General features: G+C 42.3%; 24 protein-coding genes and 1 pseudogene. 13 read left to right on the top strand and 12 right to left on the bottom strand.

Annotation, left to right across the window (positions count from 1 at the left end; all coding sequences use genetic code 11):
- Positions 1–8: 8 nt before the first annotated feature.
- Positions 9–1,115, bottom strand: a complete 1,107-nt coding sequence (gene zapE, locus C2M33_RS16045; RefSeq protein WP_105174890.1) for a cell division protein ZapE — start codon at positions 1,113–1,115, stop codon at positions 9–11.
- A 58-nt stretch (positions 1,116–1,173) separates the two neighbouring features.
- Here zapE and rsuA point away from each other — a divergent pair, with 58 nt between their 5' ends.
- Both rsuA and C2M33_RS16055 read left to right on the top strand, forming a co-directional pair.
- Positions 1,174–1,872, top strand: a complete 699-nt coding sequence (gene rsuA, locus C2M33_RS16050; RefSeq protein WP_063702996.1) for a 16S rRNA pseudouridine(516) synthase RsuA — start codon at positions 1,174–1,176, stop codon at positions 1,870–1,872.
- A gap of 154 nt (positions 1,873–2,026) precedes the next feature.
- Positions 2,027–3,601, top strand: coding sequence for a methyl-accepting chemotaxis protein (locus C2M33_RS16055; protein WP_063703524.1), 1,575 nt, complete (start codon positions 2,027–2,029; stop codon positions 3,599–3,601).
- A 61-nt stretch (positions 3,602–3,662) separates the two neighbouring features.
- Here C2M33_RS16055 and C2M33_RS16060 read toward each other — a convergent pair whose 3' ends face one another.
- Positions 3,663–4,445, bottom strand: coding sequence for a YggN family protein (locus C2M33_RS16060; RefSeq protein ID WP_063702994.1), 783 nt, complete (start codon positions 4,443–4,445; stop codon positions 3,663–3,665).
- 105 nt (positions 4,446–4,550) lie between these two features.
- Positions 4,551–6,980 carry a zinc-dependent metalloprotease gene (locus C2M33_RS16065; protein ID WP_063702992.1) on the bottom strand — a complete coding sequence of 810 codons (2,430 nt, stop codon included), beginning with the start codon at positions 6,978–6,980 and terminating at the stop codon, positions 4,551–4,553.
- 160 nt (positions 6,981–7,140) lie between these two features.
- Here C2M33_RS16065 and C2M33_RS16070 point away from each other — a divergent pair, with 160 nt between their 5' ends.
- The 3 genes from C2M33_RS16070 (at position 7,141) to C2M33_RS16080 (ending at position 9,957) form a co-directional block, all read left to right on the top strand.
- Positions 7,141–8,109 (top strand): class 1 fructose-bisphosphatase, encoded by a 969-nt coding sequence (locus C2M33_RS16070; RefSeq protein WP_063702990.1) that lies wholly within the window; start codon positions 7,141–7,143, stop codon positions 8,107–8,109.
- Positions 8,110–8,299: 190 nt separating this feature from the next.
- Positions 8,300–8,953, top strand: coding sequence for a bifunctional tRNA pseudouridine(32) synthase/23S rRNA pseudouridine(746) synthase RluA (gene rluA / locus C2M33_RS16075; RefSeq protein WP_082874028.1), 654 nt, complete (start codon positions 8,300–8,302; stop codon positions 8,951–8,953).
- 80 nt (positions 8,954–9,033) lie between these two features.
- A complete protein-coding gene (locus C2M33_RS16080; RefSeq protein ID WP_063702986.1) occupies positions 9,034–9,957 on the top strand; it encodes a DUF3530 family protein in 924 nt (307 codons plus the stop codon).
- Here C2M33_RS16080 and djlA read toward each other — a convergent pair.
- The 3 genes from djlA to C2M33_RS16095 are packed head-to-tail and all read right to left on the bottom strand — an operon-like array spanning position 9,940 to position 12,490.
- Complete coding sequence (gene djlA / locus C2M33_RS16085) at positions 9,940–10,812, bottom strand: co-chaperone DjlA (RefSeq protein ID WP_105174891.1); 873 nt, start codon at positions 10,810–10,812, stop codon at positions 9,940–9,942. The two genes, C2M33_RS16080 and djlA, sit on opposite strands and share 18 nt — an antisense overlap.
- A 23-nt stretch (positions 10,813–10,835) precedes the next feature.
- Positions 10,836–11,492: an N-acetylmuramate alpha-1-phosphate uridylyltransferase MurU gene (gene murU / locus C2M33_RS16090; protein WP_105174892.1), complete on the bottom strand. Its 657-nt coding sequence runs from the start codon at positions 11,490–11,492 to the stop codon at positions 10,836–10,838.
- Positions 11,489–12,490 carry an aminoglycoside phosphotransferase family protein gene (locus tag C2M33_RS16095; RefSeq protein ID WP_105174893.1) on the bottom strand — a complete coding sequence of 334 codons (1,002 nt, stop codon included), beginning with the start codon at positions 12,488–12,490 and terminating at the stop codon, positions 11,489–11,491. Before C2M33_RS16095 ends, murU begins: the two co-directional genes overlap by 4 nt.
- 103 nt (positions 12,491–12,593) lie before the next feature.
- Here C2M33_RS16095 and lptD point away from each other — a divergent pair, with 103 nt between their 5' ends.
- The 7 genes and pseudogenes from lptD (at position 12,594) to C2M33_RS16130 (ending at position 21,321) form a co-directional block, all read left to right on the top strand.
- Complete coding sequence (lptD, locus tag C2M33_RS16100) at positions 12,594–14,840, top strand: LPS assembly protein LptD (RefSeq protein ID WP_063702978.1); 2,247 nt, start codon at positions 12,594–12,596, stop codon at positions 14,838–14,840.
- A gap of 36 nt (positions 14,841–14,876) precedes the next feature.
- Positions 14,877–16,169 (top strand): peptidylprolyl isomerase SurA, encoded by a 1,293-nt coding sequence (gene surA / locus C2M33_RS16105; protein WP_063702976.1) that lies wholly within the window; start codon positions 14,877–14,879, stop codon positions 16,167–16,169.
- 5 nt (positions 16,170–16,174) lie between these two features.
- Positions 16,175–17,167: a 4-hydroxythreonine-4-phosphate dehydrogenase PdxA gene (gene pdxA / locus C2M33_RS16110; RefSeq protein WP_063702974.1), complete on the top strand. Its 993-nt coding sequence runs from the start codon at positions 16,175–16,177 to the stop codon at positions 17,165–17,167.
- Positions 17,164–17,969, top strand: a pseudogene (gene rsmA / locus C2M33_RS16115) (16S rRNA (adenine(1518)-N(6)/adenine(1519)-N(6))-dimethyltransferase RsmA). The gene pdxA and the pseudogene rsmA overlap by 4 nt, the downstream one beginning before the upstream one ends.
- Entirely contained in the window at positions 17,953–18,342 is a 390-nt protein-coding gene (gene apaG, locus C2M33_RS16120) for a Co2+/Mg2+ efflux protein ApaG (RefSeq protein WP_054550996.1), read from the top strand. Before rsmA ends, apaG begins: the two are co-directional and overlap by 17 nt.
- Before the next feature lie 6 nt (positions 18,343–18,348).
- Complete coding sequence (locus C2M33_RS16125) at positions 18,349–19,164, top strand: symmetrical bis(5'-nucleosyl)-tetraphosphatase (RefSeq protein WP_063702971.1); 816 nt, start codon at positions 18,349–18,351, stop codon at positions 19,162–19,164.
- A gap of 141 nt (positions 19,165–19,305) precedes the next feature.
- On the top strand, positions 19,306–21,321 hold the full coding sequence (locus C2M33_RS16130; RefSeq protein ID WP_063702969.1) for a methyl-accepting chemotaxis protein: 2,016 nt from the start codon (positions 19,306–19,308) through the stop codon (positions 21,319–21,321).
- Positions 21,322–21,629: 308 nt separating this feature from the next.
- Here C2M33_RS16130 and C2M33_RS16135 read toward each other — a convergent pair whose 3' ends face one another.
- The 5 genes from C2M33_RS16135 to rplU form a co-directional block, all read right to left on the bottom strand.
- A complete protein-coding gene (locus C2M33_RS16135; protein ID WP_063702967.1) occupies positions 21,630–22,007 on the bottom strand; it encodes a DUF3718 domain-containing protein in 378 nt (125 codons plus the stop codon).
- 79 nt (positions 22,008–22,086) lie between these two features.
- Complete coding sequence (gene folA / locus C2M33_RS16140; RefSeq protein ID WP_082874031.1) at positions 22,087–22,566, bottom strand: type 3 dihydrofolate reductase; 480 nt, start codon at positions 22,564–22,566, stop codon at positions 22,087–22,089.
- A 79-nt stretch (positions 22,567–22,645) separates the two neighbouring features.
- A complete protein-coding gene (cgtA, locus tag C2M33_RS16145) occupies positions 22,646–23,800 on the bottom strand; it encodes an Obg family GTPase CgtA (protein WP_063702966.1) in 1,155 nt (384 codons plus the stop codon).
- A 154-nt stretch (positions 23,801–23,954) separates the two neighbouring features.
- Entirely contained in the window at positions 23,955–24,212 is a 258-nt protein-coding gene (gene rpmA, locus C2M33_RS16150; protein ID WP_036965960.1) for a 50S ribosomal protein L27, read from the bottom strand.
- A 17-nt stretch (positions 24,213–24,229) separates the two neighbouring features.
- Positions 24,230–24,541, bottom strand: a complete 312-nt coding sequence (rplU, locus tag C2M33_RS16155) for a 50S ribosomal protein L21 (protein ID WP_036965957.1) — start codon at positions 24,539–24,541, stop codon at positions 24,230–24,232.
- 410 nt (positions 24,542–24,951) lie between these two features.
- Between rplU and ispB the strand changes: the two genes are divergently transcribed.
- The gene (gene ispB / locus C2M33_RS16160) at positions 24,952–25,923 is read left to right on the top strand and encodes an octaprenyl diphosphate synthase (RefSeq protein ID WP_063702963.1); all 972 of its coding nucleotides are present in this window, start codon (positions 24,952–24,954) and stop codon (positions 25,921–25,923) included.
- 89 nt (positions 25,924–26,012) lie between these two features.
- Here the strand turns inward: ispB and mdh are convergent, their stop codons facing one another.
- Positions 26,013–26,948 (bottom strand): malate dehydrogenase, encoded by a 936-nt coding sequence (mdh, locus tag C2M33_RS16165; RefSeq protein WP_063702960.1) that lies wholly within the window; start codon positions 26,946–26,948, stop codon positions 26,013–26,015.
- Positions 26,949–26,959: the final 11 nt, after the last annotated feature.

The raw sequence follows: 26,959 nt of genomic DNA on the forward strand, positions 1-26,959 counted from the left end.
TTCGAATTCTACCAGTTTTGCATCTCAACTAATCGAGACTCGGTACGCGCATACTCAAATGCCAGCTTTTGACCTTGATATAAATCGCTAATTCCCATCTTGGCCGAAATCACCAGTAATCGGCTGCGATCATAAAACTCATCAACCAAAGCAATAAAGCGCCGCGCTTCATCATCTAAAAAGTGTTCTTGTAAATCCTGCTTTTCTCGCTGATAGCTATCTTCAATGCCATGCACAATTTGTTTGCCCGTGGCTCCGCACCCCATGACCGGCACATTGACTAAATAAACGCGCTGAAAACGCTCTGCCAAATAAATATAATCCGCGGTGCTTCTGGGTCCTGAGCAAAGCGCCATAAAATCAAACATAATGGCGTCTTGAGCGAGCAAGATACAGCTAAGCTTGCGATGGCAAACTTCTATCGTTGTTTGCTTTTGTACCGCTTGCTCTTGCTTTAAAAAGCGCTCTGTTAGCGCCTCTTTGTTATCAATAAAATAGTGTTCGGTTTGTTTGCCAAAGCGAAAACGATGATCTTTGTCGCCTTCGACACTCAAAATATGGCAATGCTCATTTAATAAATCGATAGTGGGTAAAAATCGTGCTCGCTGTAAACCGTTACGATACAACTGCTCCGGTTGGCAGTTTGAGGTCGCCACTAACACCACTTGCTGCTCAAACAAGGCGTTGAATAAGCCACCTAAGATCATGGCATCGCCAATATCAGACACAAAAAACTCATCAAAACAAATCAAGCGAATGTGCTCTGCCCACTCCTTAGCAATCACCGTCAGCGGGTTTTTCTGCCCTTGCAGCTGAGTCAAACGCTCATGCACTTGCTTCATAAAATGGTGAAAGTGCAAACGCTGCTTAGCCTCAATATTAACAAGCTTAAAAAACACGTCCATTAACATGGATTTACCACGCCCTACTGGGCCATATAAATAAACCCCTTTTACTGGCTTTGCGCTTTGCCACCAATGGCTTGGTGAAGCCAGTTCGGTGGCTAGTTTATCAAGAGCATTAATCGCTGTGCGCTGGGCATGGTCTTCTTGCAAATCACCTTTGGCTATTTGCGCTTGGTAATACTGTAATATTTGTCCTTGCTGTACTGTCATAGGTAACTAGTATCCGCTATACTCGCCGCCATTGTAGCCGACTAAAAATGTGATCCCAATGAAATTTCCATGCCGTTTAGATAAATTTATCAGCCATATTGCCGAGTTACCTCGCAGTAAAACCAAAGCAGGTATCAAACGTAAATACGCCACCGTTAATGGCGAGGTGATCACCTCATTTGACTATTCTGTCAACCAAGATGACGACGTGCGCTGGCAAGGCGAGCCTCTGGTATTTTTAGGTAAGCGCTACTACATGCTTAATAAGCCTGCGGGCTATGTATGTGCCAACAAAGATGACCTTCACCCAACGGTATTTGATTTACTTGATGAACCAAATATGAGCGACTTTCATGTTGCTGGTCGCTTAGATATCGATACCACAGGGTTAGTGATCATCACCAATGATGGCGACTGGTCACATAAAATTACAGCACCAAAGCACAACAAATTCAAAACATATTTAGTTGAAATTCAAGACACTATTGATGATGAAGCGATTGCAGCGTTAGAGCAAGGGGTGCAATTGCACAACGAAAAAGAGCTCACTCGCCCTGCGATTGTTGAAAAACTTGCAAGCTACAGCTTACGTCTTTCAATTTGCGAAGGTAAATACCATCAAGTTAAGCGAATGCTTGCGGCTGTAGGTAATAAAGTTGTTGAATTACATCGTGAAAAAATAGCTGATATCACCCTTGATGAAAACCTTGCAAGCGGTGAATATCGTGCCCTAACAGAAGCCGAACTGAAGCTCTAAATAGGTACTTGAGTAAAAATCATGATAACGCTGTCATTTTTCCTTAATAAAACCAGATAAACGTGGTAGAAGTTAACAGGGGAAATAATAAAGGAGGCTGACTGTGTTATCAGGATTAGCTTTAAAAACAAAAATCACCTTATTTGCTATTGCTATGTTTATTGCGTTATCTGCGATAGCGTTACTCGGCTTACAATCTTTACGCCATGCCAGCGAAAGCGACAACATCGCGCGTATCAACCAGCTCATGAAGAGCACCACTAATATTGTTGAGCAATTTGAGTTGATGGTTAAAAACAATCAACTCGAAGAAGCACAGGCAAAAAAACTCGCTATTCAGGTACTTCGAGAAAATAAATACCACGACTCAGAATATGTGTATGTCGTCGACAACAACTTAGATTTTGTCGCCACGCCGCACGACCCTGAACTGCACGGCACCAGCTTTAACGACTTTAAAGATGCCAGCGGCAACAGCATCGGCCGTATGGTCGAAAAGCTAGTAGGCAACACAACCAATAAAATCATCACCTATCACTGGGATTCGGTGCGTAATGGGGAAACCGTTGATCTAACTTCTGTCGTGCAAAAAACACCGCTGTTTGGCTGGTATGTTGGTACAGGCATTAGCGCCAAAGAAGTTGATGAACGTTATTGGAATACTGCAAAGTGGTTGCTGGGCTTATCTATGCTTATAGCCATTGCGCTAACTTTTGCCATTGCTCGCTTTGGCTCATCGCTCACCAATGCCTTGGGCGGCGAAATTGACGAAGTAATTGGTATTGTTAAAAACGTCTCTCGCGGCAACTTAAACTCACATATTCGCCAAGATGCTCCACCTGAGAGCATTATTGCTGCCATGCATTACATGCAGCAAGGTTTACGTGGCGTTGTTGGCGGCATTAAAGGTGTTACAGATAGCTTAAAAAACCAAAGTGTCGATAACGAATATCGCTCTGTTGAGCTCGATAAACTGACTCGTAGCCTAAACGAAGAAACACAAATGGTTGCTTCTGCTATCACCGAGTTAACAGCCTCAGCACAAACCGTTGTAGAACATGCTGAGCAAGCGGCTTACTCAGTGCAAGAAGCTGAGCAGCAAGGTCAAAGTGCTAGCCACTTAACCAGCGAGGCTGCTGATACCATCGCGCTTTTAGAGCAGCAAATTGACAGCGCTGGTAATAACATTCAAGTACTTGATGATGAAGTAAATAACATCGCAAATGTACTTACCGTTATTCAAGGTATTGCCGAACAAACGAACTTACTTGCGCTTAACGCGGCGATAGAAGCTGCCCGTGCAGGTGAGCAAGGACGAGGCTTTGCTGTAGTTGCTGATGAAGTTCGCGGGCTTGCCCAGCGCACACAAACCAGCACTGAAGAAATCCGCAATATGATTGGCAAACTGCAGGCTGCAACCCAAGATGCCAAATCATCTGTTTCGCTTAGTATTAGTACCAGCGAACAAACCGTTGAAAAGTCGACTAAAGCCAATGAAGAACTAAAACGGGTTGCCAGCTCACTCAGCGCAATTGCACAAATGAGCCATCAAATAGCCATTGCTGCAAAAGAACAGCTTGATGCTGGTGAAGACACCGCCAAGCGCATCGTAACTATCTCCGACACGGCTTCACAAACGGCTAATGTATCTAATCAGGCTCATACTGCAACCGATTTGATCAAAGGCCTTACTAGCGATTTAGAAACTGAAACCGCTAAGTTTAGCTAATTCAAACAAGTAAAAACGAAAAAGCCCAGCAACTGCTGGGCTTTCTCGTTTTAAATTCGTATTAAGACTTTATTTGTACCAAATCAAAATCGGCCATCCCCGGCACCATTTGTTGTAATCGTGATTCGGTGACATCTAACGAGTTCAAGCACTCACAGTACTCTGAGGCCTTCATCTCTAATTGCTCTGCTTTCTTTTGCAGTGATTTATCAATTTCTTTTGAGATGATATCCATACGCTGCCCCATATCATTGATACGGTCTTCGATGTTACCTTCGCGCGATTTAAAAGCATCGCCTAGCGAAACTAAAATAGCGCCAAGTGAACCGTGGACTGCAGAGTGAATTTTTTGGCTGATTTCTTTGGTAAAAAAGTCATCGATTTTCGACAGCGACTGCGGGGCAATAAAGAAAAAGTCATCACCACGCTTAAATTTATCCATCAGTGCACGCTCAACATATTGCAGCTGAGTTTTTAGCACTTCAGGCTCTTTGTCTGACATACCCTCAACAACTTGCTCGATGGCACTTAAACCAAGGTTTACACCATCGGTCGCCAGGTCAACAAGTTCAGGGACGGTTTGCCTAATGCCTCGACTGAACTGCTCCACAACTTTGCTTTCTTCAGGGCTTAAATCAACCCAATAACCTCGTATAAACAATTGGTTATCGTTGTTGATCTGTACGCGAGTTTGACCTTTATCAACAATACGAATGACATCATCAGTGATGATCAAGCCATGGCTTAGCTCTACATCGCATTGTTTTTTTTCTAGGGTTGCGTAGCTGGAAAAGCTAGAGAATGTAATGGCCGCTGCTAACAACGAGCGAGAAAAGAACGCCATATACACCTCAAAAAGACAAAAAAGGAAGGCCGCTAGATTAGCAAATATCCAATTTTATGCAAGTAAAACGCCTAGCTATGCTAGGCGTCTTAAAAGAAAGGTGGATTAAATTGGTGAGCCCGGTGGCATTGGCAACACTTTAAAGTTTGCAGGCCATTCACCGCTTTCTAAAAAGTGACTGATTTGCTCGCTTAAATATTGCTTAAATGCACTGTTACCAACGGATGCACTGCCTAGCATTGATTCTTGCTGGTAACTCTTTGCAAGTTTAGCTAAGTAGTAACGTAACTGAGCTTGTACTTCGGGTGCCACCTCATTGCTTGCCACTAAATCAGCAAACTGTTTCGCCGTTAAAAGCTGCACACGTTGACTAATTTTACCAGCCATACCTGAAGCAATTTTTTGCTCGAAAACTTGCTGATAAGTTTGTGCTAATAGCGCATCTAAACCATAAAATGCATCGCTTCGTGCTTGCTGCTGCGCTAAACGGTTAATGCGTTGGCTATTAAAAAGTAGGCTCAAGGTATGTGCTGCAGCAACCTCTGGCAGTGCCATCGCATCAAGCGTGAGGCCTGTGCGGCCAACAATGCTCTCCCGTGATTTTGATTCACCATATGCTTTTGGTGGAATAAGTGCTAATACCAACTCAGGTAAAACAAGGTTCTCAGCTTTTAGTGTCGCAAGCACTGCATCGGCTGCTGCTTGTTGTGTTTGCTTTGTAACAACCTGCGCCCCTTTTGGTTGTGAGCCATCGCGTACTTCGTATTCGTAATTTACACCGGCAATTAATTTAACCGCCGCTTCAACTTGATAGCGATGGAACAAATAAAGCGGCACCAGCATTTCTTCTAATTGCGATAAAGCAGTGCCTGTTTTGATGTTTTCGATACCAAAGCTCGTCAGTGCTTGTTTACGAACATCAAGTACACGCATTAGCTCATCACTTGGTGAACTGCCGTTATCCCATAAATGCCCTGTTGGGTGAGCACCACCTTGAGCGCGGGCATCACTGTCTGAAATAAATTCCAGCCCTTTGCTTTTGTTTTCAGCTAAAATTGCGGCCAATTGCTGTGCTTCATCTTGATTAGTGAAATCACTATAACCATATTTAATAACTTGGGTGTCCCACACACCCATACCAGCAGCATAGCCTCGGCTTACATCTAATTTACCTTGCTCATCAAAGCTCAGTAGTGGGTGTGGATAATCCATTACAGAGGCTCTGTCTGCCACTGACGCTGCAAAGTTATGCGAAATACCTAAAGTATGCCCTACTTCATGAGCGCTTAATTGACGAATACGATCAAGTGCCATGGCTTGTAAACGCTTAGCCACTTCATTGCCTTCAAAATAGGGAGCTGCTAATGCTTCTGCAATTAGGATATCTTGACGTACGCGAAGTGAACCCAGTGTCACATGGCCTTTGATAATTTCGCCAGTTCGAGGGTCAATCACTGAGCTTCCATATGACCAACCACGTGTTGCACGGTGCACCCATTGAATTACGTTGTAGCGAATATCCATAGGGTCGGCATCATCAGGGAGCACTTTAACGATAAATGCGTTCTTATAACCTGCTTCATTAAAGGCATCATTCCACCATTTAGCCCCATCAAGTAACGCTGTTTTAACTGGCTCGGGTACGCCCGGATCTAAGTAATAAACAATCGGCTCAACGGGCTCGCTGATTGGCAAGCTCGGATCTTTTTTCGCTAAACGATGACGCGGGATGTAACGCACATACATAGACTCGCCCAGCGCTGCCGCATAATCTTTGTGCTCAATGCTCCAAAAACCTGCTTGCGGGTGGAACTTGCGCGGGGTGTAATTATCATCAGGTAATTCAATTAATGAGTGATGCATATGTACTGTCAGTGCGTAAGGGTCTGCACTCACTTGGCGTACATACTCTCCTGGGTTATTACCTTGAAAAGTAAGCACGGCTTCTAATTCAGTATTTTTTTCAAACGCTTTTGAGCGCGCTAAATATACCGCACTGCGGTTGCTATCTAAGTTAAAGCCTCCCTGCCCGGTTGCCAATAAACGACGGCTTACACCATGAACATCGCTTAATAAATAAGGGGTGTAATCCACGAGTACCGCAGTGTCTGACTGAGCTACAACGCTAAAACCCGCTAAAATACTCGATGCGAATGCCTCTTTAATACTTTGTTGTTCCGCAAGGTTATTAGTATTAGCGCGGTAATAAGTATTGATAGCTCTTAGCATCACCTTATCGCCAAAACGCTCAAACTGTACTAAATGTGTGTCACCTAACTGACCGCGATCTAAGCCAATATCATTTGAACCAACACCGTAAGGTAGGCTTTGTTGTAGTAAAAATTGTTGCTCGAGTTTATCCACCTCAAGATACAATTTGCCGTTTTCTGTGTCGTAGTAAAATGAAAAATAGCCTGAAAAATGAGTCATTTTTTCAGTAAAATCATTTATAGACTTAATTGCTGCGTGTGCTTGAGTTATCATAGTAAGTAGCACAGCTAAGAGCAGATATCGTAGTAATGGTATTTTTTGCATAATCTTATCTTTGTTATTCGCGTTTTAAATACTGTATAGGTATTAAGCAGTATAAAGTACCGTTTATAAAAATCAGCTATTTAAGACGAAATTCAGCGCTTGCTAAGACATTCTCTCTCACACTAAAAATGTCTGGCTACAACGTTATCAGGAAAATAGAATGCGTAGACTCCCACCGGTATTGTTAGAAGATGGTTGCCCTCGTGAACTGATCTCATTGATCAGAACGGTACTTGCGGCATGTAAAGAAATTTCATTTCGTGTTGGTCAAGGCGCCCTATCTGGCGTATTAGGCTCAACCCTAGACGAAAACATTCAGGGTGAAACACAAAAAAAACTCGATGTTCTAACTAACCAACTTTTAAAAGATATTTTATTAGAATCGGGCTACGTAAAAGCCATTGCCTCTGAAGAAGAAGACTTCACCGTTGCGGGTAATCCAGATGCCAACTACATTGTTGCATTCGACCCACTTGATGGCTCATCAAATACTGATATCAACTCACTCGTTGGTACGATTTTCTCAATTATGGCGGCGCCTGAAGGGGCTGATCCGGCTGATCCTAGTATTTTTATGCAACCGGGTAAAAACCAAGTTGCAGCGGGTTATGTATTATATGGCCCATCTACCGTGCTGGCGTTAACAACCGGCAAAGGCACACGCTTTTTCACCTTAGATAAAACGCACGGTACCTTCTTATTAACGCAAGATTTTGCAAGCGTACCTGAAGAAACGAGCGAATTTGCAATCAATGCTTCAAACCAACGTCATTGGCAACCAGCGATGCAAAATTACATCAATGACCTAATTGCTGGTGACACAGGCCCACGTGGTCGTAACTTTAACATGCGCTGGATTGCTGCAATGGTCGGTGATGTGCACCGTGTATTATGTCGTGGTGGTATTTTTACTTACCCAACCGACACGAAAGATCCAAATAAACCGAACAAATTACGTTTACTATACGAAGCAAACCCAATGGCAATGTTAATTGAACAGGCTGGCGGTATTGCCTCAACAGGCACTGAGCGCATCATGGACATTCAACCCGATGCAATTCACCAACGTGTTGCGGTGATCTTAGGCTCGAAGAACGAAGTGGAAACGTGCTTAAGCTATCATAAGTAGTAAAGATTAAGATTTTTATACGTCTGCAAAAAACGCGATGTGCTTTCACATCGCGTTTTTTATGCTAACTACAACAAGCCGAAATAAAGAGAGTCCGACTCGTTAGCATATACTCGAAAACCTGCACTAGCATTGTGTATGCGCTCATACTCCTTTAAAATAGCGCCCTTGCATATCATCGAGGCTGGCTGTGTTACTCAATTATAATCCCCCAATGACACCTTATTTAAGTATTGTTTATCAAGACGATGATTTACTTATTGTGAATAAACCAAGTGGTTTACTTACTGTGCCGGGAAAAGATCCGAAACACGCCGATTGTCTTATTTCACGCGTTAATCGTGTATTTCCAACTGCGAAAATTGTTCATCGCTTAGATATGGCAACCTCTGGCATTATTTGCTTAGCCATGCACAAAGAAGCGCATCGTAATTTAAGTATTCAATTTCAAGATAGAAAAACCGCGAAACGCTACATTGCTCGTGTATTTGGTAAGCTTGATCAACAAACAGGATCGGTAGATTTGCCACTTATTTGTGATTGGCCGAACCGCCCAAAGCAAATGGTTGATCACGACAATGGCAAACCGTCATTGACCCACTTTAAAGTACTTGAGCGTGAACAGAGTTCAACTCGTGTCGAGCTGACCCCTATCACTGGGCGTTCTCACCAACTACGTGTGCACATGCTGTCATTAGGTCACCCTATTTTAGGCGATAAGTTGTATGCGCATCCCGAGGCATTTGCCATGGCTCCTCGCTTACAACTGCATGCCGAAATGCTAACTTTAGCTCACCCAGTCAGCGGCGAAACACTGATTTTTGAAGCTGCTCCTGAGTTTTAAGACAATTCGCTAAATATTTAATAAAGACTGCCGATAGTTAATTAATCACTGATTTAATTAAAGACTCAGGTAATATCGGCATGAATTTAAAACCCGCACATCGCTTAGCTTACGCAGCCTGTTTTGCGTTGATGGGCAATGTGAATGCTGCCGATTTTATTAAACCGACCCCTTGGTCAAGTTTGGTTACTAACGATATTCAACGCTTTTTACCAAGTGATGAAGTACGTACTCTGCTTGCCGGTGAAGATGAGTTCATTAGCTTATATCGTCAATCGATGGCAGCAAGCCAACGCGGGATTGTGCTCATTATTCCTGATTGGCAGCACCTACCCACTAATAATGCCGGTATTAACTTTTTGCGTAAGCAGTTAAACGAAATTGGCTATGCAACCCTTGCCATGACCATGCCTGACATTGATTGGCACCCTGCTGATATGGCAACGCCTAAGCCATCAGAAAGCTCTAAAACTGAATCTACGACACAAAGTGATGAGCAAGCAGTTCCTGCTCCACTAGCCGAAACACAACAAGCGCCTCACTTTGTTACAGGTGAACCTAATATTAGTGAAGCCGTGCTTGATGATTATAAATTAAAGCTAATTGCCAGATTCAATGCCTTGTATAACAGTGCAATGGACGAAGGCGGCAACATTATTGTAGTAGCTCAAGGTGCCAGTGCGGGGCTATTGATTGAGCATTATGCTAGCTTTCCAAATAACGAATTAAACGCATTTATTAGCCTAGGAAGTTATTTACCTAACAGTGTTCGAAACCAGCATCTCAATGCCACGCTTTCGACTATCAGCCCACCGTTACTGGATATTTTTTATAGTGAGGGTAACCCTGACACACTGCAAAGTGTAAAAGACAGAAAACGCTGGGTAAGAAAACACGCTAAATATGACTACCGACAAAGAGAGTTATTTGGTGTTCCTTCAGAGCCTGAGCAGCATCAGCGGCTGCTCAAAGAAGTAGACGGCTTTTTACGCCGCCTTTTTTAAATACTCGTAAGCCGCCTGAATATCTTGGCTTTTCTTTACTGCAACTTCCATCATATGTTTTGGTAGACCTTGTGATACCAGCTTATCGGGGTGATGTTGAGCCATGAGTTTTCGATAAGCTACTTTTATATCTCGTGCCGATGCATCACTGTTTAAGCCTAAAAGCGCTAATGCTTGGGCGCGATTCATACCATTATTCGGTGGCACACTGTGCCCTCTTTGTTCACTATGACTACTGCGATTTTGCTGGCTTTGTTGACGCTGCTGTTCATAAAAACGTTGCTGTTGCTGGCGAAATGCAAATTCGGCTTGGTAGCGTTTTAATAAAATTGCAAACTGAGTACGCGATATACCTAACTGCTTGCTCACCTCTTGCAAAAGCTGCTTTTCTTGCTCTGCAAGGTGACCATCAGAAAAGGCCATTTGAATTTGTATTTCAAGGAATAGTTGCAATAGGTCATGACGTCGAGCAAAGCGCTCTTTAAAGTCATGAACGGTTTCTTTTAGTGAAAAGTCAGCTTCTTTACCGCTTCGAAAGGCATCTTGTGCTTCGCGACGCTCATCACCCGATAAGCCCATTTCGTCCATAAAGACACTTGCAGCACGAATATGCGTTTCACTAACACGGCCATTTGATTTGGCAATATGCCCCATCACTGCAAAACAGCTCGAAAAGAAAAGTGCTTGGCGTTCGTTAATATCATCGCCTTTAAACAAACCAGAGAAACCGCCGGCTTTATCAAAATCTTGTTTTAAACTGCGATCGAACATATGGCCTAGGTATAGGCCGAGTAAGGCACCAATAAACTTGCCAAACATAAAGCCAAAACAAAAACCGAGTACTTTTCCCCACATAATTTGGCAAACCTCTGTTGTTATTACACAGCGAAACGCTGATTGATTTCGTCGAGTCTGGCTGGTGTGCCAATGTCATCCCACTGACCTAAATAAAGTTCAGTCGAAACCTGATGCTCACTGAGCTTTTCTCGCAAAATAGGCCCAAGTGGACGAACACCAGTGCTGAGACCTTTAAAGAAATCAGCATGATAACGACTTATACCGGAAAAAGTATACTTTTGACTATCAGGGCTTAGATGACTCAGCGCAAAATCACCATCAGGATTATGCGCAGGATTTTCAACAAGGACAATATGCGCCTCACCGACTTGCAGGTGCAACTGCATTAACGAAGTCACATCGTAATCAGTAAACACATCACCATTGATGACAATAAATTGCTCACCCAATAACGGCAATGCTTGAATGATGCCCCCGGCGGTTTCAAGCCCCCCAGCCTGCTCTTGGCTGTAAGTGATCGATACACCAAACTGCGATCCATTACCGAAATACTCTGTTATTTTATCGCCCTGCCAAGCAAGGTTAATGACAATATCGGTAATGCCTGTTTGACGTAAGTTATTAATATGATGCTCTAATAATGGCTTGCCGTTAATCTTTAGCATCGGCTTTGGCATCGTTTCTGTTAGCGGCATCATGCGTTTACCACGCCCTGCCGCTAGGATCATTGCTTTCATTTGGACTCTTTAGTTAATCGCTGCTTAGTCTGTGGAATAATAGTCTGCTCTATCCACTGGCCAAGGGCTGTTAACTCTGGGTATTCTTTACTGACATTACTAATGTATGTAAGGGTTGGCAGCACATTATTCAAATAACCAGACTTACCGTCACGTAATTTTAAGCGGCAAAATATACCTGCAGCTTTTAAATGACGCTGCACGCCGGTTAAGTCAAACCAGCGCTTAAACATCGCAAATGAGGTGTCTTGCAATAGCTGTTGCTCGCTAAATTCGTCATAAGCGTAATGCAAAAGGTAATCGAGCTCTTGCTCTGGTAACTTGAAATAGCAATCCCTTAATAACGACACAAGGTCATAACACACTGGCCCTTGCACCGCATCTTGATAATCGATGATTGCCCATTGCTGCCCTGTGCGCATAATATTACGGCTATGGAAGTCTCGGTGCACCGTAACAATTGGTTGCTCAAGCGCATTGTTAACTAATAACTCACAAGCCTGTTGCCACATTTGCTGTTCATCAGCAGAGAGTTGCTCACCAATAAAGTTATCGACTAACCAATCTCTAAAAATGCTTAGCTCAAACTGTAAAAACTCGCCATCAAATACTTTCATATATTGGGCAGGCGGGATTTGCGCCCACTGTGCACTTAACTTTATTAGATGTTTGTAGTGTAAAGTGCGGTCTTCGTCGCCCAGTAAATCAGCCAAATGAGTATTGCCTAAATCACTCAGCAAGAAGAAGCCTTGTTTTTCATCAGCCTGAAGAATTCTTGGTAATTTAAAGCCATGCTGAGAAAATACTTTGTTAAGTTCTATATAAGGTGTGTTATCTAGTTTGTCTGGATCTGAGTCCATGACAATATAGCTTTGATCACCTGTATTTACACGGAAATAACGGCGAAAACTCGCATCCCCAGTGATGGCGGCTAATTGATATTCATCCTCTTTAAAGTGAGGATTTAAAAACTGCTGTAAACTTTTATAACGATTCATTTAGTAAGATATCTATTTTTCACTAAGTCAATTACTGTATTTGCCATTGTTTTCCTTTATTATGTCTAGCTTATATCCAACCAAAGAGCATTAAGGTCATTAAATGAGCAAAACCTGGGGCATAATGATGCTAAGCGTACTTAGCGCACCATCGTTCGCCGAAACTGAACTGACACACAATTTTTGTGGCACTTCAATGCAAACCAGAGCTTGGCAACCGCTCCCTGGCCTTGAACTTAATATGATCGATATCAAATCCGATGATATTGAACTATTGGGTACCCAAAGCGCAGAATTTACCGGTAATGTAGATATTAACACCCTAACGATGAATTTGTCCGCACAAAGTGCACTGATTGACAAACAACGTGGGTTACTTAATGCAACCGGCCCTATCGTTTATCGCGATAAAGTAAGCCAAATTAATAGCTCTGGGCTCAATGCGGATTTAAATAATTCTGAATTAAGCTTGCTTGGTGCTGATTATAAGCTCACCGACCAACTAGGTCATGGTGGCGCAGAAAAACTAACAGTCAACGAGTCTGGCCTAAACCTGATGAACGCAAGCTTTACTACCTGCCCCGGCGAAACACCGGTGTGGGCAATCGAAGCTGACGAAATTGACTTATCAAGTGAAGATGGCTGGGGCGAAACCCACAATACCGTATTACGAGTATTTGATACGCCCGTGCTTTATATTCCCTATTTTACGTTTCCGTTAGATGACCGCCGTAAATCAGGTTTATTAACACCTAATTTCTCAAGTTCTGGTCGCTACGGTATTGAAACTATCACTCCGTATTATTGGAATATTGCACCTAATTACGACGCCACCATTACGCCTCGCTATATGTCGAAGCGCGGCTTACAAATGATTGGTGAGTTTCGTTATTTAACTGAGCAAAACAACGGTCTCATTGCCGTTGAATACTTAGATAAAGATGATGAAGAGCCAAATGTTGACTCGCGTTATCTATTCCATTGGCAGCAGCAAAGCTACTTTGGTGAGAACTGGCGCGGTAATATCGATATTACTAACGTTAGTGATGATAACTACTTAACCGATTTAAATTCTGGTTATGCGACCCGTACAGACACTCAGTTATACCGCACAGGTTCACTCACCCACTTAGGTGACACTTGGCGTACTAATATCAAGTTGCAAAGTTTTGAAGTGCTTGGTGATCACCGCGAATCATACGCGGCGCTGCCACAAATTAGCTTTTCGCAAACTGATGCCTATAACTTTTATGGCGTTGATTTAACCTTAGATGGTGAGCTTAGCTACTTCACGAATGATGATGCCGTCATTGATGAAGCAAGCCGTGTTCACATAGAACCGAAAGCAAGTTTTGGTTATCAAGAATATGCCTGGTCGTTTTTATCTGAATTCAGTTTACTGCATACAGAATATAATCAGCATGGTGATTTAACAGGTACCGACTACGACGAAAAAGTCACCCGTACCCTGCCAAAAGTGCGATTATACAGCCAATTAAATTTTGAGCGTGATACTGCGTTTTTCTTTAAAGATGGTATTCAAACACTTGAACCACAAATTCAGTACTTGTACACCCCTAATAAAGACCAATCAAACATTGGCCTTTACGATACAACAAAATTACAAGACGACTTTTTTGGTTTATTTAGAGACCGTCGATTCTCAAGCATCGACCGCATTGCCACTGCGAACCAATTTACGTTAGGTGCGACAACTCGCCTGTTTAGCAGTGAAAACGAAGAAGTATTTAATTTCAGCGCTGGCCAAATATTCTATTTAAGTGATGATGCTAAACCTACATCACAAGGTATTAATGTTGATACTAACTACAATGCCTTGTTCGCAGCGCAAACCATGTTACATTGGCACCGTCGCTGGTATTTATCAGGTGGTATTCAATACGACACTGATGGTAAAGAAATTATTCAATCAAATATCACCTTAGATTATAAAGGTGACGATAAACAGCTCGTGCAATTGAACCATCGCTATGCAAATGATGTCTCAGGCAATACAATCGAGCAAGTTGGTCTATTTACCAGCATTCCGCTATCGCAAGATTGGCAGTTTGTTGGCAGCTATCACCGCGATTTAGAAAGTGGTCGTAGTATTGAGGTTTTCAGCGGTCTTCAGTATGAATCGTGCTGTTGGGCGTTTCAAATCACAGGCCGTCGTCAAATCGAAACTGATTTAAACCAGGCGATTGGTCAAGAGCAAGCAACCTTTGATACCAGTATTGGCTTCAATATCGTATTAAAAGGGCTTGGAAGTAAAAGCCGTTATGATGCACAAAAATTATTACAACAAGGTATTTTTGGCTATCGTAGACCGTATTTTCTTAATAACTAGTACCGCAGTACTATTAGCAAGAGTATTAGAAAAAGTATGAATTTAAAAAAATTATTTGCATCTGCATTATTAACAGTTGGCCTTTGCCAAAGCGTTTTCGCAAAACCTGTCGAAATCGACAAAGTCGTTGGTGTAGTTAACCAAGGTGTTATTTTACAAAGTGAAGTAGATACCATAATCAACCGAGTAAAAACTCAAGCTGCAGAGCAAGGTCAAGAATTACCTTCTGATGACACGCTTCGCATTCAAGCAATTGAACGTTTAGTTAACCAAACTCTGATGATGCAACTTGCTGAACGCATGGGCTTAGAAATCTCTGATTCTCAGTTAGACCAAACGCTAGAAAACATGGCGCGCGAGCAAGGTGGTTCAATCGCTGATTTACGCCGTACAATTGAAGCTGCAGGCGAGAGCTACCCAGCATACCGTGAAGAAATTCGTAAAGAGATCACCACGCAACAAGTTATGCGTGCGAACGTTGACCGTCGCATCTATATCAGCCCGCAAGAAATCGATAACCTTTTAAAAATTATGGAAACTCAAGGTAAAAGTGCCGAAGAGTACGATATTGGTCACATCCTGATTGATATTCCAAGTGATGCAACACCGGATGAAATCACCAGTGCTAAAACGCGTGCGGACAAAGTTATCGAATTTTTAAAAGAAGGCAAAGAATTTAAACGTATCGCTATTTCATCTTCTAGTGGTTCAAAAGCACTTGAAGGTGGTCAGCTTGGTTGGATGAGCATTAACGAAATGCCATCACTATTCGCTGAAGCGGTAAAAGGTCATAAAAAAGATGATATCGTTGGCCCGCTTCGCTCTGGCGCTGGTTTCCACATTATTAAAGTACAAGATGTTCGTGGCCGTCAAGTAGTTGAAACTACTGAAGTTCGTTCGCGTCATATCTTAGTTAAACCATCAATTATTTTAAGCGAAGAAAAAGCTCGTGACATGCTTAAAGGCTTTGCAAAAGACCTTCGAGAAGGTAAAGCTGACTTTGCTGAGCTTGCTAAAGAGTACTCTGAAGACCCAGGTTCTGCATTAAAAGGCGGTGAGTACGATTGGACAGACCCAAGTACTTATGTACCAGAGTTCAAAAATACTCTGCTTTCGCTAGAAAAAAATGAAATCAGCGAGCCGTTCAGAACACAGTTTGGTTGGCACATTGTACAGCTACTTGACAAGCGTGTAGCAGATAAAACAGAGCAAGCTAAGCGTAACCGCGCTCACCAACTACTGTTTAATCGTAAATTTAAAGAAGAAAGTTTCAACTGGCAGCAAGAAATGCGTGAGCAAGCACACGTTGACATTTTCCCAACAGAATAAAAATTATGACCATTAGAATTGCAATTACCCCAGGTGAGCCAGCCGGTATTGGCCCTGATTTACTTATCAAGTTAGCGCAGCACCAGTGGGATGCCCAACTGGTGGTGATTGCTGATGGTGCGCTGTTAAAACAGCGCGCCAAGTTGCTTGGCTTAGACATTAACTTAATTGACTTTGATGATAGCCAAACGCCTAGTATTGCGCCTGCTGGCAGTGTTTACTTACACCAAGTAGATTTAGGCACAGACGTTGAAGTAGGTGTACTAAATGACGCCAATGGTCAATATGTACTCGATACATTGCGTATCGCCAGTGAAAAAAATATGGACGGTACCTTTGCCGCAGTTGTTACAGGCCCAGTACATAAAGGAATTATCAACAAAGCAGGTATCTCATTCAGCGGTCACACTGAGTATTTTGCACAGCAATCGAATACTGCTGATGTCGTGATGTTGTTAGCAACCGAAGGCTTGCGCGTAGCACTTGTCACGACGCACATACCGCTTGCTTACGTATCGCGCGCAATCACCGTTGAGCGTTTAAGTAAAGTTGCCACTATTTTAAACCATGACTTGCAAACTAAGTTTGGTATTGAAAAACCACGTATCCTCGTCTGTGGCCTCAATCCACATGCTGGCGAAGATGGTCATTTAGGCACTGAAGAAATTGATACCATAGCGCCAACGTTAGAGCTGTTAAATAACCAAGGCATGAACTTAATTGGACCATTGCCTGCTGATACCCTTTTTCAAGATAAATACCTTTCGCAAGCAGATGCAGTGCTAGCAATGTATCACGATCAGGGATTACCTGTGCTAAAATACAAAGGTTTCGGCAATTCGGTCAACATCACCCTTGGCCTGCCATTTATTCGCACCTCAGTAGACCATGGTACGGCGCTCGATTTAGCCGGCACGGGTACTGCTGATGTAGGTAGTTTTGAATTAGCGATCCGCGAAGCAATTAAGCTCGCCCATGAAAAAGCACAGAATCAATGACAGATAAAGTACATTTAGGACACCGCGCACGTAAGCGTTTTGGTCAAAACTTTTTAAACGATGACATGATCATCGACAAAATCGTCACGGCTATCGATCCTAAACCTGAAGACAATTTAGTAGAAATCGGCCCGGGTCTTGGTGCAATCACTGAGCCAGTCGCTGATTTAAGTGGCCACCTAACTGTTGTTGAGCTAGATAAAGACTTAGCAGAACGTTTAACAAGCCACCCATTCTTAGGGCCAAAATTAACGGTGCATCAAGGCGATGCAATGAAGTTTGATTTTAGCACTCTGATCAAGTCTGACGAAAAATTAAAGATTTTTGGTAACTTACCTTATAACGTATCGACCCCACTGCTATTCCATTTATTTGAGTTCGCAGATAACGTTGAGCATATGCACTTTATGCTACAAAAAGAAGTGGTCAAGCGTATGGTAGCAGGCCCAGGCAGTAAAGCGTTTGGCCGTTTAATGTAATGACACAATATTACTGCCACGCAATGCCAGTAATTGATGTGCCACCAGAGTGTTTTAAGCCAGCTCCTAAAGTTGATTCAGCGGTTATTCGCTTGATCCCGAAAAAGCCAGAGCAACGCACAGCTAAAAGCACTAAACTTTTAAATACAGTATGTTTAGAAGCGTTTAATCAACGCCGTAAGACACTGCGTAACAGCTTAGCTAACTTGCTTACAGCTGAAGAGCTAACAGGTATCGGTATAGATATCACTCTTCGTGCAGAAAGCCTGTCTTTACAACAATTTATTGATATAGCTAATTGGATTTATGACAACAAGCAGTAATTTAGGTTCTCCAATTAAGGTGTCGGTTGAGACCTTCTATGTAGAAGGTCAATCAGAGCCTGAACAAGATAAATACGTTTTTGCTTACTCAATCACCATAAAAAACCACAGTTTATGTAGTGCTAAGCTTTTGAGTCGTTACTGGTTAATTACCGATGCCAATGGCAAAGAAGTGGAAGTACAAGGTGAAGGCGTTGTTGGTGAAACACCGACCATTGCCCCTGGTGAAAGTTACAAATACACCAGCGGTGCGGTACTTGATACCCCTGTAGGGACAATGCAAGGCCACTACACCATGCGCAACGAGTTTGGTACTGAATTTGAAGCACCAATCGAGGTGTTTCGTTTAGCCCGTCCAAACATTTTGCACTAGGTAACAATGGCTGACTACGCAATTGGTGACTTACAGGGCTGTTATAGTGAATTTGATACGCTTTTAAAACGTGTCGATTTTAACCCAAGCCAAGATCATCTCTACTTAGTCGGCGATATTGTCGCTCGAGGCCCTGATTCACTCGCCTGCCTCGAGCACCTTTATACAATGCAAGGCAGTGTCAGTATTACCCTTGGTAATCATGATTTACACCTTATTGCTTGTCATTATCTAAATAAACCAGCAAACCCAAAAGATAAACTTGCTGATGTTTTTGATAGCCCAAAACGCGCTGAATATATTCACTTTTTGCAACAGCAACCATTAGCCTTATGGCTTGAACGCTATGACATGCTCATAAGCCATGCTGGCTTAAACCCTAATTGGTCGATAAAAAAAGCACTAAAGCGTGCTCGCTTTGCAGAGCGTTGCTATCAAGGTGCTGATGCAAGCCATTACTTTGCCAATATGTATGACCCTCATCCATTAGCATGGCAATCAACATTACCTAACGAGGCTAAATTTCGTTATATCGTTAATTACTTCACGCGCATGCGCTTTGTTAATTTGCTTGGTGAACTCGATTTCAGTAACAAAACCAGCATTAGTGAAGATAGCTCAATAATCCCTTGGTTCGAGCATCCGAATATTAGTAAGCTCAAGCAACAGATCACATTTGGTCATTGGGCTGCTTTAGAAGGTAAAGTTAAAGCTAAAAATATTCACGCTCTCGACACCGGCTGTGTATGGGGAGGTGCTATGACACTCATGGAACTCAGCCAAAAAGGCTGTTTTGTCGAAAAATCCCACTCTTTTATCTAAATAAACTGAAAAATAGCTGAACATCTGTTAGATTTATAACAATTAAAGTTAATTTAATTTAAAGCTAATTAAATTTAAATACTTAACTAATTGGCAACCTTGCCGATAAGTGTTGATTAGTACTATTTTCTGGAATTACATATGAACTTGACCGTTAGACAGCGTATTTGGGGTGGCTTTATTGTTATTACGTTACTCCTGCTATTTATTGGTGGTAACTCGTTGATCAGAATTACCAACATTGATCAATCAACGCAGCGAGTTAATCAGCTGTCATTACCGGCTCTCGATAAAAGTTATGAGTTGCAGGTTGAATTCATTTTGATGAGTAAATCGGCACAAGCCAGCTTTTACACCACATCACAAGATGAGTTAGCGGCTCTTCGCAAGAATTTTACTGAACAGAAAAAGCGTTACGATAGCTCTTACCAAGAGCTACAGCAGATAGTGAGTAACGATCCTAAACTGAAACAAAGCAGCCAAGAAGTTGAACAAACTTATAAACGTTTTGCTAAATCTGTTGATAACCTTTTCGCAGATAAACAAACTCAGCTAGAACTGAATAAAACGCTACGCACGCAGCTTGAAAGTATCGAGATCAGCGCCGAAGATGCTAACTCAGTTGTGCTAGATATCATTGATATTGATGGCCTTGAAGAAAACCACTCACGTGCTTATCAAGCTGCCAACAACATGGAAAACAACTTCCAGTCAGTCGTCACTAATAGTACTGATATGTTAACGGTTAAAACCCTTAACACGTTAGATATTGTTAAAAACGAGCAAGTTTACTATTTGGAAGAAGTTGAACGAAGCCTTGGCCTTATTCGCCCAGCTATCATTGATAATAATGCTGACTTATATAATGACCTAAATGGTTATTTTGAAAGCCTTGCCAATAACGTGCGCGGCAACAACAGTTTATCTGCAAATAAAAAACGCCTAATTGATGCAATTGCACAAACTGAATCTGAACTAGCCAATGCAGAAAAATCAACGACCGAAGCCCTGAAACAACTTAAAGAGCTGGTTGATCAAGCAACTGTCCTTGCCTTTGACTTACAGCAAGATGTAAGCGGTAATGTATCAACGGCGACTATTTGGACTTGGATTGCCATGGTTATCGCGACTTTAATTGCTATTGCAGTAGCAGCGATTACAGTTAACCGTATTACTAAACCTCTATCTGAAGTTAATCGAATTCTTGATATTGTTGCTAGTGGTGACATGACTCAACGCCTAGATGATTCAGCTAAAGATGAGTTTGGTGAGTTATCACGAAGCTGTAATACACTCATCGAAAGTTTGCGTACGCTTATTCAAGGTATTATTTCTCGCTCTACACAGCTTGCTGCGGCTTCTGAGGAAACTTCAGCAATCACTGAAGAGTCAAGCCAGGCGATTCGTAATCAACAAGCACAAGTTGAACAAGCTGCAACTGCAACCACTGAAATGAGCAGTACATCACAAGCGGTAAGCAGCAGTGCTCAACAAGCGCTGAGTGAAATTAAAAACGCGGATAAAGAAGCAGACCGTGTTAAAGGTATTTCTTCACAAAATAAAGCAACCATTGAACAACTTGCCCGTGAAGTTGATGATGCATCACAAGTTATCAATCAACTACACAAAGACAGCGCATCAATTGGCGGTATCTTAGATGTTATTCGTGGCATTGCAGAGCAAACTAACCTACTTGCGCTTAATGCTGCAATTGAAGCTGCACGTGCTGGCGAACAAGGCCGAGGCTTCGCTGTTGTAGCTGACGAGGTTCGCTCTTTAGCAAGCAAGACTCAAGAGTCGACCCAAGAGATCCAAGCTATGATTGAATCACTTCAGGTTGGCGCTGAGGCTGCTGTATCGGCGATGTCGAAAGGTAAGCAACAAGCTGAGTCGTGTGTTGAGCAGTCAGACCTTGCCAACACAGCCCTTGATTCAATCACTGCAGCCGTTGCACAAGCTCATAATGTAAGTGAAGAGATCTCAACAGCCGCTCACGAACAGCAACAAGTATCACAAGAAATTAGCGAACGCTTAGAGTCGATTGTGGCAATTGCAGAGCAAACAGCTGAGGGCGCAAACCAAACCAATATTTCAAGTTCAGAAGTTGCTAAGTTAGCAGAAGAACTACGTTTATCGGTCGATGCGTTTAAAGTTTAAGAAGCTGTAAACGAGTTACGAGTTACGAGTTACGAGTTACGAGTTACGAGTTACGAGTTACGAGTTAACAAAGATAGAAGCCGTGTTTGTGAAAAAAAACACGGCTTTTTTGTATGTATTCATATCAATTCGCCTATCTTGTGAGCTGACTACACTTAATATTAGCCTGCCTCCCCTCCCAAATAGGCGCATTTTTTAATAGCAAATAATTACGTATTACAGCGAGTAGGAATTAATTTAGCGAAGCGTTTTTCAGGCATAAAAAAACCGCAACGAGTGCGGTTTCTTAAATTCTATTGGCTTTTAAATTAAAGACCTGCGCGGTCTTTAATAACAGCGATTAGTGGTGAACCACCGTGGCCGTTTGCTTCAGCCCATGCGATGTCTGCACCGTCTTCTAAAGAACTTTTAGATAGGTTCTTAACGATGTATTCACCTGTATCTGCTGCGCCGCTTTCGATTGCATGACGAAGCATGTTATTACCATTACACTGTACAGCATCAAAGATGTTACGGATTTTAACACGTGAGCTCTTAAGCTTATCACGTAAACGGTTTTTATCATCTGCTGCAATATACTCACAGATTGAAACCGCTAATTGATCATCAGCTTTTGCTGGTGCTGTATACGCAACTGACGCTGAAACAACAGCCGCTGCAAGTAACATATTTGGTAACTTCATCATATTTTGCCCTTATGTAATACTTTCTTCTTACCAAGATTGTGTAATATTGTACCAACTAATTAATTTTACCGCAATAATGTTACGAATTTTTGTACAGGGTTACAAACGTATACGAGTAAGGGTTTTTGTTATCAGGCTGATGCTGTTCTTGCTCGACAACTGTCCAATTAGCAACACTTTCGTAATCTGGGAACTGCGTATCACCGCTTACTTCAAGATCGATGAATGTTAAGTATAGTCGATCTGCCAGAGATAGAAATTGTTCGTAGATATTTCCGCCACCTATAATCATAACTTCTTCAACTTCAGCAACCAATGCCAGCGCAGCCTCTGGTGAAGTAACCACCTCAATCCCTTCTGCTGTGTAATCAGCGTTGCGCGTGATAATAATATTTTGACGTCCAGGTAAAGGGCGACCAATGGATTCAAACGTCTTACGGCCCATGATCACAGGCTTTGCCATAGTTACTTTTTTAAAGTGCTGTAGATCGGCGGGTAAATGCCATGGCATCTGGTTGTCTTGGCCTATTACTCGGTTATTTGCCATAGCAGCAATCATTGAAATTTTCACACTAAACCTTAATACTTTTTTCTTATTAATAAAAAAGGAGCGCATGGCTCCTTTTCAGTTTAAAATTTTATCGTTGGTAGATAACTTCTACATCGTAGTCATCATCATCCCAGTCGTCATCCCAATCATCATCATCTTGAGATGTTGCTTTCTGATGGTAAGTATCCCACTTAAATTCAACTTCTTCTTTCTCTTCTTCAGCGAATTTCTCTTTCGGCATACTATCAAGCAGCGCCATAATGTCATGACACAATGCTTGGGTATTTTGCTTGTTTGCAGCAGAAATACGGTAAACATTAACCTCTTCACCTAGCTCTTCGGCAATTTCATTACACAGGGCTTCGGCTTCATCTTCTGGCAATAAGTCGATTTTGTTAAATACTAACCAACGCGGCTTTTCAGCAAGTTTGGGGCTGTACTGGTGTAGCTCGTTAATAATCGCAAAGGCATTATCAACTGGGTTAGTACCATCAACTGGCATAATATCAATAATATGCAGTAATACACGACAACGTTCTAAGTGCTTTAAGAAGCGAATACCCAGACCCGCACCTTCTGAAGCGCCTTCAATCAGACCAGGAATATCTGCAATAACAAATGATTTATTCGCATCAGGGCGTACTACACCAAGGTTAGGAATAAGCGTTGTAAATGGGTAATCAGCCACTTTTGGTTTTGCCGCCGAAACACTACGGATAAATGTTGATTTACCAGCATTAGGTAAACCCAGCAAGCCAACATCAGCAAGTAGCATTAACTCAAGGCGTAAGCTGCGAACTTCACCAGGTGTACCTAGTGTCTTTTGACGTGGTGCACGGTTAGTACTTGATTTAAAACGTGCATTTCCCAAGCCATGGAAACCACCTTTCGCAACTACAATTTTTTGACCATGTTTAGTTAAATCACCTAGTGACTCTTCTGTATCAACGTCAGTGATACGCGTACCTACAGGTACTTTAAGCGTCAAATCAGCGCCCTTTTTACCTGTCATGTTACGGCTTTGGCCATTTGTACCGCGCTCTGCTTTATGAAAACGCTCAAATTGATAGTCAATTAAGGTATTTAAGTTTTCATCGGCTTGTAGATAAACGCTGCCGCCATCGCCGCCATCGCCGCCATCAGGACCGCCGTCTGGTACATATTTTTCACGTCGGAAAGATACGACACCGCTGCCGCCATCACCCGCGTCACAACGAATTTCTACTTCATCTACAAACTTCATGATTACTCACTTTAAGATTGGCTTGTTAATAACTCTATTATATACCTAAGCCCTTCTGATTGCAGGCTTAGCTTAGGTATATATTTATGCGCATTAGTATGCGCCTCAAAACAAAAAACCCCGCAAAGGCGGGGTTTTTCAAATATCGAGATGATTACTCAGCTACGATATTTACGTATTTACGGTTTAAAGGACCTTTCTGTTCGAATTGAACTTTACCATCTGCTTTTGCGAAGATAGTGTGGTCTTTACCGATACCTACGTTTGCACCAGCGTGGAACTTAGTACCACGTTGACGAACAATGATGCTACCCGCTAGAACTGATTCGCCACCAAAACGCTTAACACCTAGGCGTTTGCTTTCTGAATCGCGACCGTTACGAGTACTACCAGCTGCTTTTTTATGTGCCATTTCTCAGTACCTCTAAATTAAGCGCTAATGCCAGTGATTTTAACTTCAGTGAACCATTGACGATGGCCCATTTGCTTACGAGAATGCTTACGACGTCTAAATTTAACGATCTTAACTTTCTCACCGCGACCGTGTGAAACAACCTCAGCTGTTACTTTACCACCGTTTACGAACGGTACACCGATCTCGATTTTCTCACCATCAGCAACTAAAAGTACTGAATCAAATTCAACTGCTGCACCAGTTTCAACGTCTAATTTCTCAAGACGAATTGTTTGACCTTCAGTCACACGGTGCTGTTTACCACCACTTTGGAAAACCGCGTACATAATTAACTCCGTCTGTGCGCCCTCAAATCGACGCAACTAAAATATTCTTCAATAGGGCGCGAAGTTTACGCTAATGTGCAAAAACTAGCAAGCCTCTTTTTCGATAAAATGAATAAAAAATAGCTGCATTGAGAGCAATTCAATATTTTCCCCTATTCTATCCTAAAAACACCACATGCCAAGCGGTTTTTACGATCTCATGACAATTAAATTACGCCAATAATACAGACTTTGTGAATTCAAAAAGCTGATCACTTATTAATCAAGGTTATAAATTTATGTCAGCAAAATTGATCTGAAATAAAAAACTTTACAGTGTTTTTTTAATGAATCATCACAAAATATCGAGCAAGCGCTTTTTTTGTTGTACAATCAGCCCCGTATACCCATAAATATTGGCTCGGAGATCAATGGATATAAAAGCTATCCAGACGTTAATCGAAAATGAAATGGATGACGTCAATCAACTTATACACGCCCAAATGCGCTCAGATGTCGCATTGGTTAACCAACTCGGTTTATACATAGTAAACAGCGGTGGTAAGCGCGTTCGACCTATGTTGGCCATTTTAGCGGCAAAAGCACTCGGTTATGAGGGCAAAGACCATATTACGCTTGCTACTATCATCGAGTTTATTCATACCGCGACCTTATTGCATGACGACGTTGTCGACGAGTCACATTTACGCCGTGGTACACCAACAGCCAATGCTGAATTTGGTAATGCAGCGAGCGTTTTGGTGGGTGACTTTATCTATACACGTTCATTTCAGTTGATGGTTGGCCTAGGTAAAATGCCAATTATGCAAATTCTAGCTGATGCAACGAATGTCATCGCTGAAGGCGAAGTATTACAGCTAATGAACTGTAATGACCCAGACACGACAGAACAAAGCTACATGCAGGTTATTTACAGCAAAACGGCAAAATTGTTCGAAGCTGCAACTGGCCTTGCTGCAATTATTACCGAGCAAGATGAGCAAACCCTTGAAGCATTAAACTTATACGGTATGCATCTTGGCACGGCATTTCAATTAGTGGATGATGTACTTGATTACAACGCCGATGCTGAGCAACTTGGTAAAAACATTGGCGATGATTTAGCTGAAGGTAAACCTACCCTACCGCTTATCTACGCAATGCAAAAAGGCACCCCAGAGCAAGTGAAGCTAATTAGAGACGCTATTGAGCTTGGCAATGGTATGGATCACTTAGAGAGCATTCTAGCAGCATTAGCTGATACTAAAGCGCTTGAGTTTGCAATGCAAAAAGCTGAGCAAGAAGCTGACAAAGCGATTGCTTGCATTGCTTTCTTACCAGACACACCGTACAAACAAGCATTAGAGAGTTTGGCACGCATCGCCGTTGCCCGCGATCATTAAACGCTATTTATTCGAGCCATTAAAAAAGCCTGCATATGCAGGCTTTTTTGTTTTCGGCGATTTAAAAAACCGCCTATCATCTGTCGGAATTAACCGTTGATGAAATCAACACCTTCTTGGATGTCTTTGTTAAGAGTAGCTAGCATGTCGTTTTTAGCTTGCTCTTCGAATGCACTTAACTCACCGTAAGAAAGGATTTCTTCAACGCCGTTTTTACCTAAACGAACTGGGTGTGCGAAGTAGGCTGCATCACCGTTTTCAACTGCAACGTATGCGTAATCAACAACTTCTTCACCTTGTAAGCCTTTAACTAAAGACATACAGAAGCGTGCTGCTGCAGCACCCATTGAAAGAGTCGCTGAACCGCCACCCGCTTTAGCGTTAACAACTTCAGTACCTGCGTTTTGGATACGTGGAGTTAATGCTGCAACTTCTTCGTCAGTGAAAGTAACACCTTCAACTTGAGAAAGAAGAGGAAGGATTGTAGTACCTGAGTGACCACCGATCACTGGAACTTTAACGTCAGTTGCGCTTAAACCTTTAAGTTCAGCAACAAATGCTTCTGAACGGATCACGTCAAGTGTTGTGATACCGAATACACGGCCTGCATCGTAAGTACCTGCTTTTTTGAATACTTCAGCAACGATTGGCACAGTGCCGTTAACTGGGTTAGTGATGATACCCACTAACGCTTTAGGACAGTTTCTAACGATGCCTTCAGCTAATGTTTTGATGATACCTGCGTTTACGTTGAAAAGGTCCGCACGGTCCATGCCTGGCTTACGTGGCATACCCGCTGGGATAAGAACGATATCACAACCAGCTAATGCTGCGTCTAGGCTGTCAGCACCAAAGCCTTCAACTTTAACGTCTGTTGGAATGTGAGAAAGATCAACCGCTACACCAGGAACAACAGGGGCAACATCGTATAACGATAATTCAGAACCTGCAGGTAAACTTGTTTTTAATAATAAAGACAATGCTTGGCCGATACCGCCAGCTGCGCCTAAAACAGCAACTTTCATTGGAATTCTCC

The sequence above is a fragment of the Pseudoalteromonas sp. T1lg122 genome (assembly GCF_002964825.1).
Classification (GTDB): Bacteria; Pseudomonadota; Gammaproteobacteria; order Enterobacterales; family Alteromonadaceae; genus Pseudoalteromonas; species Pseudoalteromonas gelatinilytica.